This is a genomic window from Rhodococcus sp. DMU1 (assembly GCF_012272955.1).
GTDB lineage: Bacteria > Actinomycetota > Actinomycetes > Mycobacteriales > Mycobacteriaceae > Rhodococcus > Rhodococcus aetherivorans.
The window spans coordinates 5,123,445-5,137,609 of record NZ_CP050952.1 but is presented as its reverse complement, the minus strand read 5'-3'; the positions used below and the strand labels follow the sequence as shown (position 1 = coordinate 5,137,609).

The following is a 14,165-nucleotide window of genomic DNA, read 5'->3' as shown; positions in this document are numbered from 1 at the left end:
GTCCGGGGTCCCGGTACCCGGGACCGGTATCTGCACCTGCGCTGCAGATTCCACTATCGTGTCGCCATGACCGAGATCATGCCAGTCTCGACCGACGTCGATCCCGAACTGGCCGACGCGGTGACGACCCTCCCCGACCTCGATCTCGCCGACGTGGACGGAGGCCGTCGCACCCTCGACTCGATCGTTGCGGCCGCCGGCCCCGCCGACACCACCGGTGTCACCGTCGAGGAGTGGCTCGTCCCCGGCGCGCCCGGCGGCCCCGAGGTGCCCGTGCGGATCCACACGCCCGACATGTGTCCCGACGGCAACCCCGCGGGCCGGCCCGTCGTTCTCGAAATCCACGGCGGAGGATTCGTCCTCGGCAGCGCCGCCCACAGCGAAGCCTTCGCCGCCGCCGTCGCCCGCGCGACCGGTGCCGTCGTCATCTCCGTCGACTACCGGCTCGCCCCCGAGCACCCCTATCCCGCTGCCGCCGACGACTGTTACGCGGTCCTCGAGTGGATCGCTTCCGGCGCAGCATGTCTCGACATCGATCCGGACCGCGTCGTCGTCCTCGGCGATTCCGCGGGCGGCGCCCTCGCTGCGACCGTCGCGCTGCGGGCCCGGGACGAGGGCGGCCCGCGCATTGCGCTGCAGGCCCTGCTCGAACCCGCCCTCGACGACCGGCTCGAGACCGCCTCCATGCGCGGCGGCGGCGCCACCGCCGTGTGGGACAACCGCAAGGCCGCCCAGAGCTGGCGGCACTACCTCGGCGGGCAGGAGCCCACCGAGCAGTCCGTGCCCGCGCGCCGGGCCGACCTGACCGGACTGCCGCCCACCTACCTCACCGTCAACGAACTCGACCCGCTCCGCGACGAGGGGCTCGTCTACGCCCAGCGTCTCCTGCAGGCCGGGGTACGCGTCGAACTGCACTGCTGGCCGGGCGTATTCCACGGATTCACCCTCGTCCGAGGGGCCGGCGCCACGCGTCGCGCCGCTCGCTCGCTGTACGACGCGATCGTCCGGGCCACCGCCCGCACCCCCGTCCTCGACCACGACTGACCCGCCCCCGCGCGGCGCCACCCCCTCGGTGACACAGGCCCTGGCACAATCGAGTGCGCCGCACCGGTTGGGAGGAACCGGTCGGCGACACGGGAGGAGGGACACGTGACCGTCACCGACGGACGCGTCGCGCGGGCCGAACGGACCCGCCACGCAGTGATAGAGGCGCACATCGCCCTGATCGAGGCCGGTGAGCTGAAACCGACCGGTGCGCAGATCGCCGCACGGGCCGGGGTCTCGCTCCGGGCGTTGTGGGCGAACTTCAACGATCTGGAAACGCTGTTCGAGGAGACGGGGACGGAGCTGCTGCGGCGGCAGGACACCGCGTTCGCCCCGGTCCCCGTCGACCTGCCGCTCGACGAGCGGATCGACGCGTTCTGCCGGCAGCGCGCCGAACTGCTCGAGCTGATGGCGCCGTTCGCGCGCGCGTCGGCGATCCGGGCCCCGCAGTCCAAGAGGATCCAGCGAAACAGGTTGCGGCACATCGCACGTGTGGTCAACGAGGTCGACGAGCTGTTCGCGGCGGAACTCGCCGCGCTCGACGCGTCGCGCCGGGCCACGCTGGTGCGCTCCGTGGCGGTGGCGAGCACCTGGGCGTCGTGGGTGGCGCTGCGCGATGTGCTGGACCTGCCGGTGGCCGAGGCCGCCGAACTGATGAAGCACACCGTCACGGCACTGCTGTCGGAGGCGCGCCAGCCGACGTCGTGCTGAGGCCGGTCAGGGCGTCAGACGGTAGAACCGCCAGAACCCGAAGTCCTCGATCGGCAGCACCGACACGTCCGAGAAGCCCGCGTCGAGCGCGTACCGGCGCAGGGTGTCCGCACGCATCACCGTGCCGGTTCCCGCGCTCGGCGGGTGGCTCATGCCGTCCGGCAGGCAGCACGAGATGCTGAACCCGTACATCAGCCGCTCGACCTCGTCGCCGGGTGCGGTGAACCGGTCGGCGACGGCCTCGTCCATGACAACCATGACCCCGTCGGCCGCGAGCGAGCCGCGCACCGCGGACAGCACCTCGACGGGACGTGGCATGTCGTGGACGCACTCGAAGGCGAACGCCGCCGTGAAGCGTTCGTCGGGCAGGCTCGCCGCGTCGGTCTCGAGGACGGTGATCCGGTCGGCGACGTCGGGGCAGGCCGCGACGTTCGTCCGGGCCAGGGCGACGGTCGCCGGATCGATGTCGATGGCGAACAACCGGGCCTGCGGGTACGCACGGGCCAGCGCGATCGTGGACCACGCACCGCCACAGCCGATGTCGGCGATCTCGGCATCCGGTCGGCGCAGCAGCGCGTCGAGGTCCGGCACGGACGCCAGGGCGCCCGGCAGCGCCTTCTCGTACCACGGCCGGTTCATGTCCGCCTGCCCCTCGCGGGCATCGGTGCCGAGCTGCGCCCAGCTCACGCCGCCCCCGGTGCGGTAGGCGTCGAGCAGGGCCGGAAGCTGCGCGGACACTCCAGCGAACATGCGGGCCAGGGGTCCGAGATAGTTGAGACTGTGCTCGTCGGTGAGGACCTCGGCCACCGCGGGCGGCAGCGTGAAGCGCGGCGGATCGCCGTCGTCGACCTCGAGCAGGCCGGTCACCGCCTGCTGCTCGAGCCATTCGCGGGCGTAGCGCGGGTCGGTCCCGGTCCGCGCCGCGAGCTCGTCGGAGGTGGCGGGACCGTCGGCGGCGAGGCTGCGGTACCAGCCGAGCCGGTCGCCGAGATAGATCGCGATCAGATCGACGGTGCCGAGCGCCGAGTCGAGGACGCGCTGGGCGACGGTGTCGACGGGGGAAACGGTGTGCGTCACGGTGGGGCCTCCGGATGAGAGGGACAGGGGTGATTCCGAGAGTCCTCCGGTTCCGGGCGGCGGACAACGCCCCCATGGGGGCCGAATGTGACACCTCGTCGATCCGGTGTCACATTCGGCCCCGCAGCGGGGCGCGGGAACCGGACGGGGGCCCTGGACGTTCGGAGTCGTGCAACCGGAAGGAGTTCACCTTGCAGATCACCGCCAGTGCCCTGTCCCTCAACGTTCCCGACGTGGCCGCGTCGGCCGACTTCGTGACCCGTCACCTCGGGTTCACCGAGACGATGGCCGAGGACGGGTTCGTCTCGCTCACCCGTGAGGACGCGGGCTTCAGCCTCGTCTTCCTGCGCACCGGGCTCGGCACCTTCAAGCCCGCGAGCATCGCCGGCGACGCCGGGCAGGGGACGCTCGTCGCGTTCGTCGTAGACGCCATCGACGACGAGTACGAACGACTGCGGGCGGAGGGGGTTCCGATCGTCACGCCGATCGAGACCGAGCCGTGGGGCGAGCGGTACTTCCAGATGCGCGACCCGAACGGCATCGTCTACCAGCTCGTGCAGTGGATGGACGAGGCGCCCTCGGTGAGTTAGCCGGACGATCGGCCGGCGTGCGCCGCGAGGAACGGTCCGACCACCGACAGCACCTCCGGCGCCGCCGCGATCGTCGTGGCGTGGTCGTATCCCCGGATCACCGCGAGCAGGGCACCGGGGATCGTCCGCGACAGTTCGCGGGTGTCGTCGATCCGTTCGCGGTCCTCCGAACCGACGAACGCCAACGTCGGCACGTCCAGGGCGGCGAGGTCGGCGTCGTCGATCCCGGGTTCGCGATCCGACCGTCGCATGTACGCGGCCAGGGCGGCGGCGTCGTTCGCCCGGAACGCGGCCTGCGTCGCGGCATCGACGGGCGAACCGAGGTGTTCCGCCCACGCCTCGAGGAACCCGTCGATCCCGTAGTGCCCGAGCACGTCGGCGCATCCCGGGAAGAACAGGCGATCGAACGCCCCGGCCTGCGCGCGGGCACTGCCGCCGCCCACGGTGAGCGTCCGCAGCCGGCCGGCGTCGCGCACCGCCAGGGACAAGCCGACCCGCGCTCCGAACGAGTACCCGAGGTAGTGCACGCGCTCGGTGCCGGCGGCGTCGAGGACCGCCAGCACGTCCCCGACGATCAGGTCCATCGCGTATGCGTCGGGGACGTGCGGCTTGTCGCTGCGGCCGTGACCGCGCAGGTCGGGCAGGATCAGCCGGTACCGCTCGCGCAGGGGGCGCACGTATCCGAATCCCCGCCAGATGGCCGACGACAGAGCACTGCCGTGCGCGAGCAGCAGCGACGGGCTGCCGGCGCCGGCGTCCGATTCGATCACCGTGAAGGCGATGCGGGTTCCGTCGACGGGGTTGATCGCGTGGCTCACCGCTCCAGTCTGACCGACCGGGTCACCCCGATGTCGGCCAGGAACCGCTCGTCGTGGCTGACCACCACGAAGGCGCCCCGGTACGCGCGCAGTGCCTGCACCAGATGCGTCAGGCTGGGCAGGTCCAGGTTGTTGGTCGGTTCGTCGAGGAGCAGCAGCCGCGGAGCCGGGTCCGCCGCGAGCAGGGTCGCCAGCGCCGCCCGCAGTCGCTCGCCGCCCGAGAGGGCGGCCGCCGGCACGTCCGCGTCGGCGCCGCGGAACAGGAACCGGGCGAGCAGTGCCCGGACCTGCTGCGGCGACGCATGCGGGGCCCGCAGCGCGACGTTGTCCGCCACCGACAGCGACTCGTCGAAGATGTCCAGCCGCTGCGGCAGCACCGCGAACGGCACCCGGGGACCGGCCGCGACGATGTCGCGCAGCAGCGTCGTCTTGCCCGAGCCGTTGGGTCCGCGTAGCGCGATCCGCTCCGGGCCGACGATCTCGAGCGGCCCCTCGGCGACGCGCGCACCGGGATGCACCTCCGTCTCGGGCAGGTCCACCCGGATCTCCCGGTCGTCGCGCACGGTGCCCTGGGCGCGCTCGAGGTTCTCGCGCGCGCCGGCGAGCTTGCCCTCGTGTTCGCGGCGGAGCCGGCCCGCCGACTCCTGGGCCTGCCGCTTGCGGGCCCCCATCACGATCTTCGGTTCCCGCTTGTTCTCGAACATCTTGCGGCCGTAGCGCTCTCGTCGGGCGAGCTTGATGTGCGAGTCGCTCAGCTCGCGTGCCTGCCGGCGCACGTCCGCCCGGGCGTCGCGCACCGCGGCCAGTGCCGCCTCCTGCTCGGCCGCGACGATGCGTTCGTACTCGCTGTAGTTGCCGCCGAACAGCCGCAGCCGCCCGTCGCGCATCTCCGCGACGGTGTCGACCCGCTCGAGCAGGGCACGGTCGTGGGTCGCGACGACGAGCGTGCCGGCGAACTCGCGCAGCACGTCGTACAGCCGCGCGCGGGCCGCCGAGTCCAGGTTGTTCGTCGGCTCGTCGAGCAGCAGGACGTCCGGCTCGTCGAGCAGGCGTGCCGTGAGCGCCAGCAGGACGGTCTCGCCGCCGGAGAGGGTGCCGACGGTGCGCTCGAAGTCGCTGGGGGAGGCGACGATTCGTTCGAGACCGAGACGGTGCAGGGTGGCCAGGGCGCGCTCCTCGATGTCCCATCGCTCGCCGACGGCGTCGAAGTCCTCGACGGCGGTCGAGCCGGCCTCGATGCGCCGCAGCGCCGCGCGCACGGTGTCGATGCCGAGGACGGCGTCGACGGCGCGGTGTGGATCGAGGATGACGTCCTGCGGCAGCCGCGAGACCCGGCCGTGCACCGTGACGGAGCCCCGGGTCGGTTGAAACTCACCCGACATGATCTGCAGCAGAGTTGATTTGCCGGACCCGTTGCGTCCGACGAGTCCGGTGCGCCCGGCGGGGAGGGTGGTGTCGAGACCGTCGAACACGGCGGTGCCGTCCGGCCAGGCGAAGGTCAGGTCCGACAGGGAAAGGCCCGAGGACGGGGAAGGGTGTGACATGGCTGCTCCCGGAGTAGGTGACGGTACCGCGCGCAGGTGCGGCGCGGCGGGCGAAACCTCTACAGGAGCAACGGCCTTCTCCGATCGACGGGAATGTGACAGGAACCGACGGTAGAACAGCGTCCGTGGGGCCGGCAATCGATTTTCCCGAATTGGGGGCCGCGTCACTACAGGCAGCATGTACGCAACGTGCGGGCGGTGGTGAACGACGGCACCGTCCGGCTTCGGGCATGATCGTTGCTGTGCCACTCCTCCGACGCCGACCGGTTCCGCTCCTGTTGACCGTCGCCGCCGCGCTGGCGGCCGCCGGGTGTTCCTTCGGGCCCGACCAGCCCGAGACGGTCGTGGGGGAGTTCGCCGCGGCGCTCGAGGCCGGTGACGTGCGGGCCGCGGCGGAGCTCACCACCGATCCCGCGGCGGCGGCCGCCACGATCGACGGCGTGTTCGAGGGGCTCGGCGGGGTCCGGCCCGACCTCGAGCTCGCCGGCACGGGCGACGGCGGCACCTTCGAACTCGACGTCGCGTGGCACTTCGCCGAGGGCCGGGACTGGTCGTACCGCACGTCCGGCAGTGCCCTGGACGTCGACGCGGAGGGCTGGCGCATCGAGTGGGACCCGGCGGTGCTGGCGCCGGGCCTGACCGCCGGCACCACGCTGAGCTACACGACGACCGTCGGCCCGCCGCCGTCCGTGCTCGACCGTGGCGGGCGGCCGATCCTCGAACAGCAGGTCGTGACGCTGGTGAACGTCGATGCCACCGCCGACCCGGCGGCCGTCGCGCCGCTGCTCGCGACCGCCGCGCCCACCGTCACCGCCGAGTCGCTCGCCGCCGACGTCGCCGCGGCGGCGGGCAAGCCCGTGACCGCGGTGGCCCTCCGCGACGCGGACATCGCGCCGATCGAGGCGCAGCTCGCCGCGCTGCCGGGCGTGACCCTCGTCCGGCAGACCCGGCTGCTGACGGTCGACCGCGCGCTCGCGTCCCCGGTCCTCTCCGGGCTCGGGGAGCTGTGGCAGCAGGGCCAGGACGCGTCCGCCGGCTGGGCCGTGCAGACGGTGTCCGAAGACGGCAGCGCCCGCCGCGTCGCCGGTGCCGACGGTCCGCCGGCGCCGGACCTGCAGTCGACGCTCGACCTGGGTCTGCAGACCCGCGCCGAGGCGGTGCTGGCGCCGCTGCCGCAGCCGGCGGTGATCGTCGCGATCGAACCGTCCACCGGGGCGGTACGCGCGGTGGCCCAGAACGCCGCCGCCGACGCCGAGGGACCGATCGCGCTGACGGGGCTGTATCCGCCCGGTTCGACCTTCAAGACCGTCACCACCTCGGCCGCCCTGCAGGCCGGGGCCGTGACCCCCGACACGGTGGTGCCGTGCCCCGGGACGGCGAACATCGAGGGTCGGGTCATCCCCAACGACGACAGCTTCGACCTCGGACCGGTCCCGTTGCACACGGCCTTCGCCTTCTCGTGCAACACCACGATGGGCCGGCTCGCGGTGGGATTGCCGGCGACCGCGCTCACCGACGCGGCCCTGCAGTTCGGGCTCGGGGTCGACTACGTCACGCCCGGACTGGTCACGGTCACCGGCAGCGCGCCCGAGGCGCAGACCCCGGCGGAGCGCGTCGAGTCCGCGATCGGCCAGGGCCGGGTGACGGCGTCACCGTTCGGTATGGCACTCGTGGCGGCGTCCATCGCGCACGGCTCGACGCCGCTGCCGATGCTCGTCGAGGGCCGGCCCACGGTGGCCGATCGCACCCCTGGTGCCGCTCCGGCGGAGGTCACTGCCGCGTTGCGGACGATGATGCGGGAGACTGTGACGGGTGGAACCGCGAGCACGCTGCGGGACCTACCCGAACTCGTCGGTAAGACGGGGACGGCAGAGTACGGTGATGGCACCGGTGCCCACGGTTGGTTCGTCGGCTCGCAGGGAGACCTCGCGTTCGCGGTTTTCGTTGCGGGAGCGGGCAGTTCGGTGCCGGCAGTGGACGTGGCGGGACGCCTGCTGAGGGGGTGATGCGCGGCTTGTGGCGCAATCGTGATCGCATCGTAGGCAGGGCGTGCTTGTTACTGAAGTGACAGAAGTGAAGGTTGGTCGTTATGGGTTTTCGGGACTGGCGCAGGGGGCGCGGCCGCGTGACAGCCCTGGTCTCCGTCGTGGTTCTCGCGGCCGGCATGGCGTCGTGCGTGTTCGGTGAACCCCGGAGCGATGCGCAGCGACTCGTCGACGACTTCGTCGCGGAACTGAACGAGGGCGACGCCGCCGGCGCCGCCGCGCTCACGTCGTACCCGAACGCCGCCGAGGCGTCGATCCGGCAGATGTTCGAGGGCATGAAGGACGGCAGCGTCGACTACGACGTCGCCCAGTTCGTCGAACTCAACGAGCAGACGGGGTTCTTCACCCTCGGCGCCGACTGGAACTTCGGACCCGGCAAGGACTGGGGATACCAGGTGGACGGCGTGGCGAAGAACCTCGCCGTCGGCTGGCGGATCTCCTGGGACCCGCAGGTGCTGGTGCCCGAGCTGAACCGGACCCGCACCGTGCACCACGTGCGCACCGACGCCGCGCCGCCGAAGATCTTCGACCGCACCGGTCAGTTGCTCATGGCCGAGCAGACCATCAACGCCGTCGTCGTCGATCCCGCCCTCATGCCCGACCCGGTCGACACCACGACGCGGCTGGCGAAGGTGCTCGAACCCGTCGCGCCGGTCATCACCGCCGACCTGCTGCAGCGCAACCTCGCGGCGGACCCCGGGGCGCGCATCACCGCGGTGAAGCTGCGCGACCAGGACTACCAGTTCCTCGAGGACGAGATCGTCCCGATCCCCGGCGTGGTGGTCGTCAAGACCCCGACGCTGATCAGCGCGGACCGGCGGATCTCCACGCCGCTGCTGGACCCGCTGCGCGCGGCCTGGCAGCTCGAGCGTGACGCCACCGCCGGGTGGGCCGTCACCCTCGAGGAGCCCGGCGCCGACCCGGTGCAGGTCGCCGGCTTCCAGGGCCCGCCGCCGCCGGACCTGCAGGCGACCCTCGACGCGCACGTCCAGCTCGCCGCCAAGGAAGCGGTGGTCAGCGTGGGCACCCCGGCGGCGATCGTGGCGATCCAGCCGTCCACCGGCGGCGTCCTGGCCCTGGACGTGAACAACTGGGCGATGGAACTCGGACCCGTCGCCTCCCGCGGGCTGTATCCGGCCGGGCAGACGCTGGATCCGGTGCGGCTGGCCGCGGGCCTGGACCGGGGCGTCGACCCGGCCTCGGTGAGCACCGACGATCTGGCCGACACCGCCCGCCGGCTCGGGCTCGGCCTGGACTACGACGTCCCCGGCTTCGACTTCGAGACCGCGCAGATCGGGGAGGACCGGTCCGGTGTGGTGCAGTTCTCCGGCTCGGACGGCGGCGGGGAGGCGCTCCTCAGTCCGTTCGGTGCCGCGCTGCTCGCCGCGTCCGTCGCGCGGGGGGAGGCGCCGTTGCCCGCGATCGTGCAGGGCAAGCCCGCGACGGTGGGGGAGGCCGCCGAACCGCTGCCGCCGCACGTGACCGACGCGCTGCGCGCCGCGATGGCCGAGAACGTGCGCAGCGGCCCGGCGTCGTTCCTGAAGGGGCACCCCGGTCTGTCCGGCATCGCGGCCGCGAGCGGTGACGACCGCTGGTTCTACGGGTACACCGGCGACCTGGCGTTCGCGGTGTTCGTCGCCAACGCCGACGGCGGCGACCGCGCGGTGAAGATGGCCGACATGTTCCTGCGGGAGCTGGGGAAGCCGCCCGCCGACCGCTGACCGCTGCCGCCCTCGCCGGACCGGCCGAAGCGGACCCCGGTACGTTTGTCGGTCGTGACCCCTGTCGACCTGCTGCTGCTCGCGGTCGCGGGGTTCTTCGCCGGGCTCATCGGGTTCGTCACCGGCCTCGCGTCCATCGTCTCGTACCCCGCGCTGCTCGCCGCGGGGCTGCCGCCCGTCGCCGCCAACGTCACCAACACCGTCGCGATGGTGGGGGTCGGCGTCGGGGCGCTCGCCAACTCGACCCGCGAGGTCGTCGACACCGGCCCGCGGCTGTGGCGGTGGACCCTGTACTCGGCGCTCGGCGGCCTCGTCGGTGCCGTCGTCCTGATGTGGGCGCCCGCGGGGTCCTTCGAGACGGTCGTGCCCTACATGGTCGCGTTCGCCTCCCTCGCGCTGCTGGCCCAACCCCGGATCCGCGCCCTGTCCGGGAGCCGGGACCTGCCCCGGACGTACTCGGCGCTGCTGTTCGTCGTGGCGGTGTACGGCGGCTACTTCGGGGCGGGTGCGGGTGTCGTCTTCCTCGCACTCACCCTGATCTGCACCTCCGAGCACATCTGGCGCGCCACCATCCTCAAGAGCTACCTGCTGGGGGTCGCCAACCTCGTCGCTGCGATCGGCTTCGCCGTGTTCGGCCCCGTGCACTGGGGTGCGGCCGCCGCGATGGCGCTCGGCGCCGTCGCGGGCGGCTGGTGCGGGCCGCCCGTCGTCCGGCGCATCCCACCCGAGGTGCTGCGGGTGACGGTCGCGCTCGCCGGCCTCGGGCTCGCGGTGTGGCTGGCGGTGCGGTGAGAACCGGTCAGTGCACTCCGCGCATCATCCGCCGGATCCACGGTGACAGCAGCGCCAGCACGACGCCGATCGCGATCGAGCCGAGGCCGACCCAGGCGAAGTACGGCTTCTCGTTCGCCTCGTCGTAGTACTTGGCGAGGGTGCCGGCCATGGCCGTGCCGAGCGCCACCGACAGGAAGAACAGCGCCACCATCTGGGTGTGGAAGTTGCGCGGGGCCAGTTTCGTCGCCAGCGACAGGCCCACGGGGGAGAGCAGCAGCTCCGCGAACGTGAACAGCAGGAGGATGCCCGCGAGGCCGAGCAGGGGGGCGCTGTTGGGGCCGCCGCCGGACATCGGGATGAAGCACAGGAAGGCGATGCCCATGATCACGGTGCCCATCGCGAACTTCACCGGCGACGACGGCTGCCGCGGGCCGAGCCGGGTCCACACGGCGGCGAACACGCCCGCGAACACGATGATGAACACCGGGTTGATCGACTGCACCCACGCCGGCGGGAAGTCCCAGCCGAACAGGTTGCGGTCGAGCCTCTTGTCGGCGTACACCGCGACGGTGGTGAACTGCTGCTGGAACAGCGACCAGAATGCCGCGCTGGCCAGGAACATGGGGACGAAGCTGATCACCCGGCTGCGTTCGACGGCGGTGATCTGCCGGCTGGACAGGATCACGACGAAGTAGACGACGGACGCGGCGACGGTCGCTGCGACCACGACGTCCGACAGGTTGTCGACGGTGACCAGCCCGGTGCCGAACAGCGCCGCGATCAGCGCGACGGCCAGGACGGCGACGCCGGCGGCCCTGGTGCGCCGGTCGGCGGGCAGCGGGTGCGGCGGCGTGGCGCCGATCCCGCGCAGGTGCTTGCGGCCGAGGGTGTACTGGATCAGGCCGAGTGCCATGCCGATGGCGGCCAGGCCGAAGCCGTAGTGGAAGCCCAGCTCGGTCTGCGCCCAGCCGGTGAGGAGCGGGCCGATCAGTGCGCCCAGGTTGATCCCCATGTAGAAGATCGAGAACCCGGCGTCGCGCCGGGTGTCCTGCTCGTCGTAGAGATCCCCGACCAGGGAGGTGGCGTTGGCCTTGAGGCCACCGCTGCCGACGGCGACGAACACCAGGCCCACCGCCACGCCGCCGAGGCCGGGGAGCAGCGCCAGGGAGATGTGGCCGAGCATGATGAGGATCGCGCTGTAGAACAGCGTGCGCTCGGAGCCGAGCAGCCGGTCGGCGATCCACGCGCCGAGGATGGTCGACAGGTAGACCGTGCCGCCGTACGCCCCGACGATCGACGTGGCGGCGAGCTCGCTGATCCCCAGTCCGCCGTCGGCCGCCGAGTAGTACAGGTAATAGATCAGGATGCCCTGCATGCCGTAGAAGGAGAACCTCTCCCACATCTCGACACCGAACAGGTTGGCCAGCGCGAAGGGCTGGCCGAAGAAGGTGCGTTCCTTCGTCCGATCGGGGGGCGCGGCGGTCTCGCTCATGGCTGTCACTCTGGCACCGCGGCCACCTCCGGCGCGCGGCTTTCGGCGGTGCGGAGGGTCACCTCCGCGCGGCCGGGGTCAGGCGGCGTCGACGCGGCGCCGCAGCCACAGCCCGGCGAGCAGGCGCCAGCCGAGCAGGAACACGCCCAGCACGATGGACGCGACGACGATGAACGAACCGGCTGTGCCCTGGCCCGTGATCACGCGCAGCAGCATCCCGACGACCACGGTGGACACCCATGCGATCACGCCGGTCGGCACGACCAGCCACGGATCGAACTTCTCCTTGTAGAGGGCCGCCGTCGCGAGCCATCCGACGGTGAGGCCGCCGAGGAACGGCCACGCGGTGTTCGCCAGTCCCGCCAGCGTCAGCCCCTCGTCGTGACTTGCGCGCCCGAGGGCGGCGAACACGATGACCAGGACGACGTCGAGCAGGGCCGGTGCGTACTTCTTCACGTCGTCCAGCGTAGGTCGCCGACGAAAGCGAGCGCCCTCCGGGACGGAGAGCGCTCGCGTGTCGTGCGGGTGCGGCGGATCAGGCCTGCAGACCGGCCTCGATCTCGAGGTTGATGGTGATCTTGTCGCCGACGACGGCGCCGCCGCCCTCGAGCGGCATGTCGATCGAGATGCCGAAGTCCTTGCGGTTGAGGACGGTGGTGGCCTCGAAGCCCGCGACCGGGCCCTGGCCCATGCCCGGGTTCACGCCGTTGAACTCCAGCTTCAGCTCGACCGGCTTGGTGACGCCGTGCAGGGTGAACTCACCGTCGACGACGTAGTCGCTGCCGGCGGCGCGCACGCCGGTGGACTTGAACGTCGCGGTGGGGAACTGCTCGGCGTCGAAGAAGTCTGCGGAGCGGATGTGGGCGTCGCGGTCGGCGTTCTTGGTGTCGATGGACGTGACCTGGATCTCGGCGGCGACGGCGGGGGTGCCGTCCTCGGCGACGGTGATCGCGCCGGAGAAGTCGTTGAACGTGCCGCGCACCTTGCTCACGACGAGGTGGCGGACGGTGAAGCCCACGGTGGAGTGGACCGAGTCGATGGCCCAGGTGCCGGCGGTGAGTCCGGGGAAGGTGGTGGTAGCGGTCGTCATGGGATTCCTCCGAGTCGAGTTTTGGTTGAAGTTTCAACCTTCGATGTACTCAACGATCGCATCGAATGATTGATTCCGCAACTACTTTGGATGTGAGGTGGAACACACTTCGTCACTCCGGCAGGGCGGTGCCCTCGCTCGCGGCCCGTCCGCGCCGTCGCTCGAGCACCGAACGGGCGTGTTCCTCGCGTTCGAGATCGGCGTCGATGTGCTCGTCGTGCTGGCTCGACCGGAACTTGGCGGCCACCACCGTCCAGCCGACCAGCGCGACCAGGATGAAGCTGACGCCCCGGTACACGAATACGGCTGCCAGGGCCTGCGAGGCGCTCATCCCCGCCGCGGTGAGGGTCGCGATCAGCGTGCCGTCGACGAACCCCAGCCCGCCCGGCGCCAGGGGGATGCTCCCCACCGCCTTGGCCGCCGCGAACGCGATCAGCAGGCCCGGCAGCGACGGCTCACCGCCCACCGCCCAGCACGCGAACCCCAGGCACGCGACGTCGAAGACCCGGTGCACGGCCGACCAGCAGATCGTCGCGAGCCCGTCGCGGCGACCCAGGTGCACCGCCTCGATCTGCCCGAGGACCTGCTCGAACTTCTCCATCCCGGTGTCCGCCGGCTTGCGCAGCAGGCGGTTGACGCGGGCGAGGACCCATTCCCCGGCCGACTCGACGGACGACGGATGCCGGGAGACGTACCGGACGGCGACGACCAGCGCGATCACGCCGGCGACCGACAGGACCAGCGTCACCGGGCTCACCCGTGTGCCCACCGCGAACGCCCCGCCCACGCCGACCGCCGCGAGCGTCACCGCCGCGATCACCCCTGAGACCGCCAGCTGCCACGACGCCACCACCGGCGTCGCACCCCAGCGCCGGGTCTGCTGGTAGGTGAACGCGGTGGAGAACACCGGACCGGCCGGCAGCGTCACCGCCATCGCCGTGCTCGCATAGATCACCGACGCCGAGCGCAGGTGCCCGACGACGACCTCACCGGCCCGCAGCAGCCGCCGCTGCACCTCCGCGAAGCCGCTCAGCGACAGGGCCTGCGCGACGATGCACGCGGCGAGCCAGCCCCAGTGCAACTCGGTCAGGGCGCGCCAGGAGTCGCTGAGCGTCGGCCACAGGTAGATGCCCTCGACCACCAGCAGGGCCACGAGGGCGACGGCGAGCAGCCACTTCACCCACCCGAAGCGGCCCCGGCGCCGCGCGGCGTCGGGTGCGGGCGGGTCACGTCGGGGCTGCGCCACAGGATTCAGCGTA

General features: G+C 71.9%; 13 protein-coding genes. 6 read left to right on the top strand and 7 right to left on the bottom strand.

Going from position 1 to position 14,165, the window contains the following annotated elements:
• Positions 1-66 precede the first annotated feature (66 nt).
• Together HFP48_RS23360 and HFP48_RS23355 are read left to right on the top strand one after the other, a co-directional pair.
• Positions 67-1,044 carry an alpha/beta hydrolase gene (locus HFP48_RS23360; protein WP_043802701.1) on the top strand — a complete coding sequence of 326 codons (978 nt, stop codon included), beginning with the start codon at positions 67-69 and terminating at the stop codon, positions 1,042-1,044.
• Between the two features lie 105 nt (positions 1,045-1,149).
• Complete coding sequence (locus HFP48_RS23355; RefSeq protein ID WP_043802700.1) at positions 1,150-1,755, top strand: hypothetical protein; 606 nt, start codon at positions 1,150-1,152, stop codon at positions 1,753-1,755.
• Between the two features lie 6 nt (positions 1,756-1,761).
• Here HFP48_RS23355 and HFP48_RS23350 read toward each other — a convergent pair whose 3' ends face one another.
• Complete coding sequence (locus HFP48_RS23350) at positions 1,762-2,832, bottom strand: methyltransferase domain-containing protein (RefSeq protein ID WP_168580127.1); 1,071 nt, start codon at positions 2,830-2,832, stop codon at positions 1,762-1,764.
• Positions 2,833-3,023: 191 nt separating this feature from the next.
• On the opposite strand from HFP48_RS23350, the gene HFP48_RS23345 reads away from it, so the two are divergent.
• Entirely contained in the window at positions 3,024-3,422 is a 399-nt protein-coding gene (locus HFP48_RS23345) for a VOC family protein (protein ID WP_006941490.1), read from the top strand.
• Here the strand turns inward: HFP48_RS23345 and HFP48_RS23340 are convergent.
• Both HFP48_RS23340 and HFP48_RS23335 read right to left on the bottom strand, forming a co-directional pair.
• Complete coding sequence (locus HFP48_RS23340) at positions 3,419-4,240, bottom strand: alpha/beta hydrolase (RefSeq protein WP_043802696.1); 822 nt, start codon at positions 4,238-4,240, stop codon at positions 3,419-3,421. The genes HFP48_RS23345 and HFP48_RS23340 overlap by 4 nt on opposite strands.
• Positions 4,237-5,784: an ATP-binding cassette domain-containing protein gene (locus HFP48_RS23335; protein WP_043802693.1), complete on the bottom strand. Its 1,548-nt coding sequence runs from the start codon at positions 5,782-5,784 to the stop codon at positions 4,237-4,239. Before HFP48_RS23335 ends, HFP48_RS23340 begins: the two co-directional genes overlap by 4 nt.
• 230 nt (positions 5,785-6,014) lie before the next feature.
• On the opposite strand from HFP48_RS23335, the gene HFP48_RS23330 reads away from it, so the two are divergent.
• The 3 genes from HFP48_RS23330 to HFP48_RS23320 all read left to right on the top strand — a co-directional run bounded on the left by HFP48_RS23330 (position 6,015) and on the right by HFP48_RS23320 (position 10,342).
• Positions 6,015-7,790, top strand: a complete 1,776-nt coding sequence (locus HFP48_RS23330; protein ID WP_168580126.1) for a penicillin-binding transpeptidase domain-containing protein — start codon at positions 6,015-6,017, stop codon at positions 7,788-7,790.
• Positions 7,791-7,873: 83 nt separating this feature from the next.
• Entirely contained in the window at positions 7,874-9,550 is a 1,677-nt protein-coding gene (locus HFP48_RS23325; RefSeq protein ID WP_065922069.1) for an NTF2-like N-terminal transpeptidase domain-containing protein, read from the top strand.
• A gap of 54 nt (positions 9,551-9,604) precedes the next feature.
• Positions 9,605-10,342 (top strand): sulfite exporter TauE/SafE family protein, encoded by a 738-nt coding sequence (locus HFP48_RS23320; RefSeq protein ID WP_006941495.1) that lies wholly within the window; start codon positions 9,605-9,607, stop codon positions 10,340-10,342.
• Positions 10,343-10,349: 7 nt separating this feature from the next.
• Here HFP48_RS23320 and HFP48_RS23315 read toward each other — a convergent pair whose 3' ends face one another.
• The 4 genes from HFP48_RS23315 to HFP48_RS23300 all read right to left on the bottom strand — a co-directional run bounded on the left by HFP48_RS23315 (position 10,350) and on the right by HFP48_RS23300 (position 14,152).
• Entirely contained in the window at positions 10,350-11,816 is a 1,467-nt protein-coding gene (locus tag HFP48_RS23315) for a peptide MFS transporter (RefSeq protein ID WP_006941500.1), read from the bottom strand.
• A 78-nt stretch (positions 11,817-11,894) separates the two neighbouring features.
• On the bottom strand, positions 11,895-12,272 hold the full coding sequence (locus HFP48_RS23310) for a DUF3054 domain-containing protein (protein WP_006941502.1): 378 nt from the start codon (positions 12,270-12,272) through the stop codon (positions 11,895-11,897).
• A gap of 79 nt (positions 12,273-12,351) precedes the next feature.
• Entirely contained in the window at positions 12,352-12,906 is a 555-nt protein-coding gene (locus tag HFP48_RS23305; RefSeq protein ID WP_006941512.1) for a YceI family protein, read from the bottom strand.
• A 112-nt stretch (positions 12,907-13,018) separates the two neighbouring features.
• Positions 13,019-14,152 (bottom strand): YbhN family protein, encoded by a 1,134-nt coding sequence (locus HFP48_RS23300; RefSeq protein ID WP_043802684.1) that lies wholly within the window; start codon positions 14,150-14,152, stop codon positions 13,019-13,021.
• Positions 14,153-14,165 lie beyond the last annotated feature (13 nt).

Coding starts and splice junctions, on each gene's coding strand:
- HFP48_RS23325 (WP_065922069.1), top strand. CDS start 7,874: ATGGGTTTTCGGGACTGGCGCAGGGGGCGCGGCCGCGTGACAGCCCTG.
- HFP48_RS23335 (WP_043802693.1), bottom strand. CDS start 5,784: ATGTCACACCCTTCCCCGTCCTCGGGCCTTTCCCTGTCGGACCTGACC.
- HFP48_RS23315 (WP_006941500.1), bottom strand. CDS start 11,816: ATGAGCGAGACCGCCGCGCCCCCCGATCGGACGAAGGAACGCACCTTC.
- HFP48_RS23330 (WP_168580126.1), top strand. CDS start 6,015: ATGATCGTTGCTGTGCCACTCCTCCGACGCCGACCGGTTCCGCTCCTG.
- HFP48_RS23360 (WP_043802701.1), top strand. CDS start 67: ATGACCGAGATCATGCCAGTCTCGACCGACGTCGATCCCGAACTGGCC.
- HFP48_RS23305 (WP_006941512.1), bottom strand. CDS start 12,906: ATGACGACCGCTACCACCACCTTCCCCGGACTCACCGCCGGCACCTGG.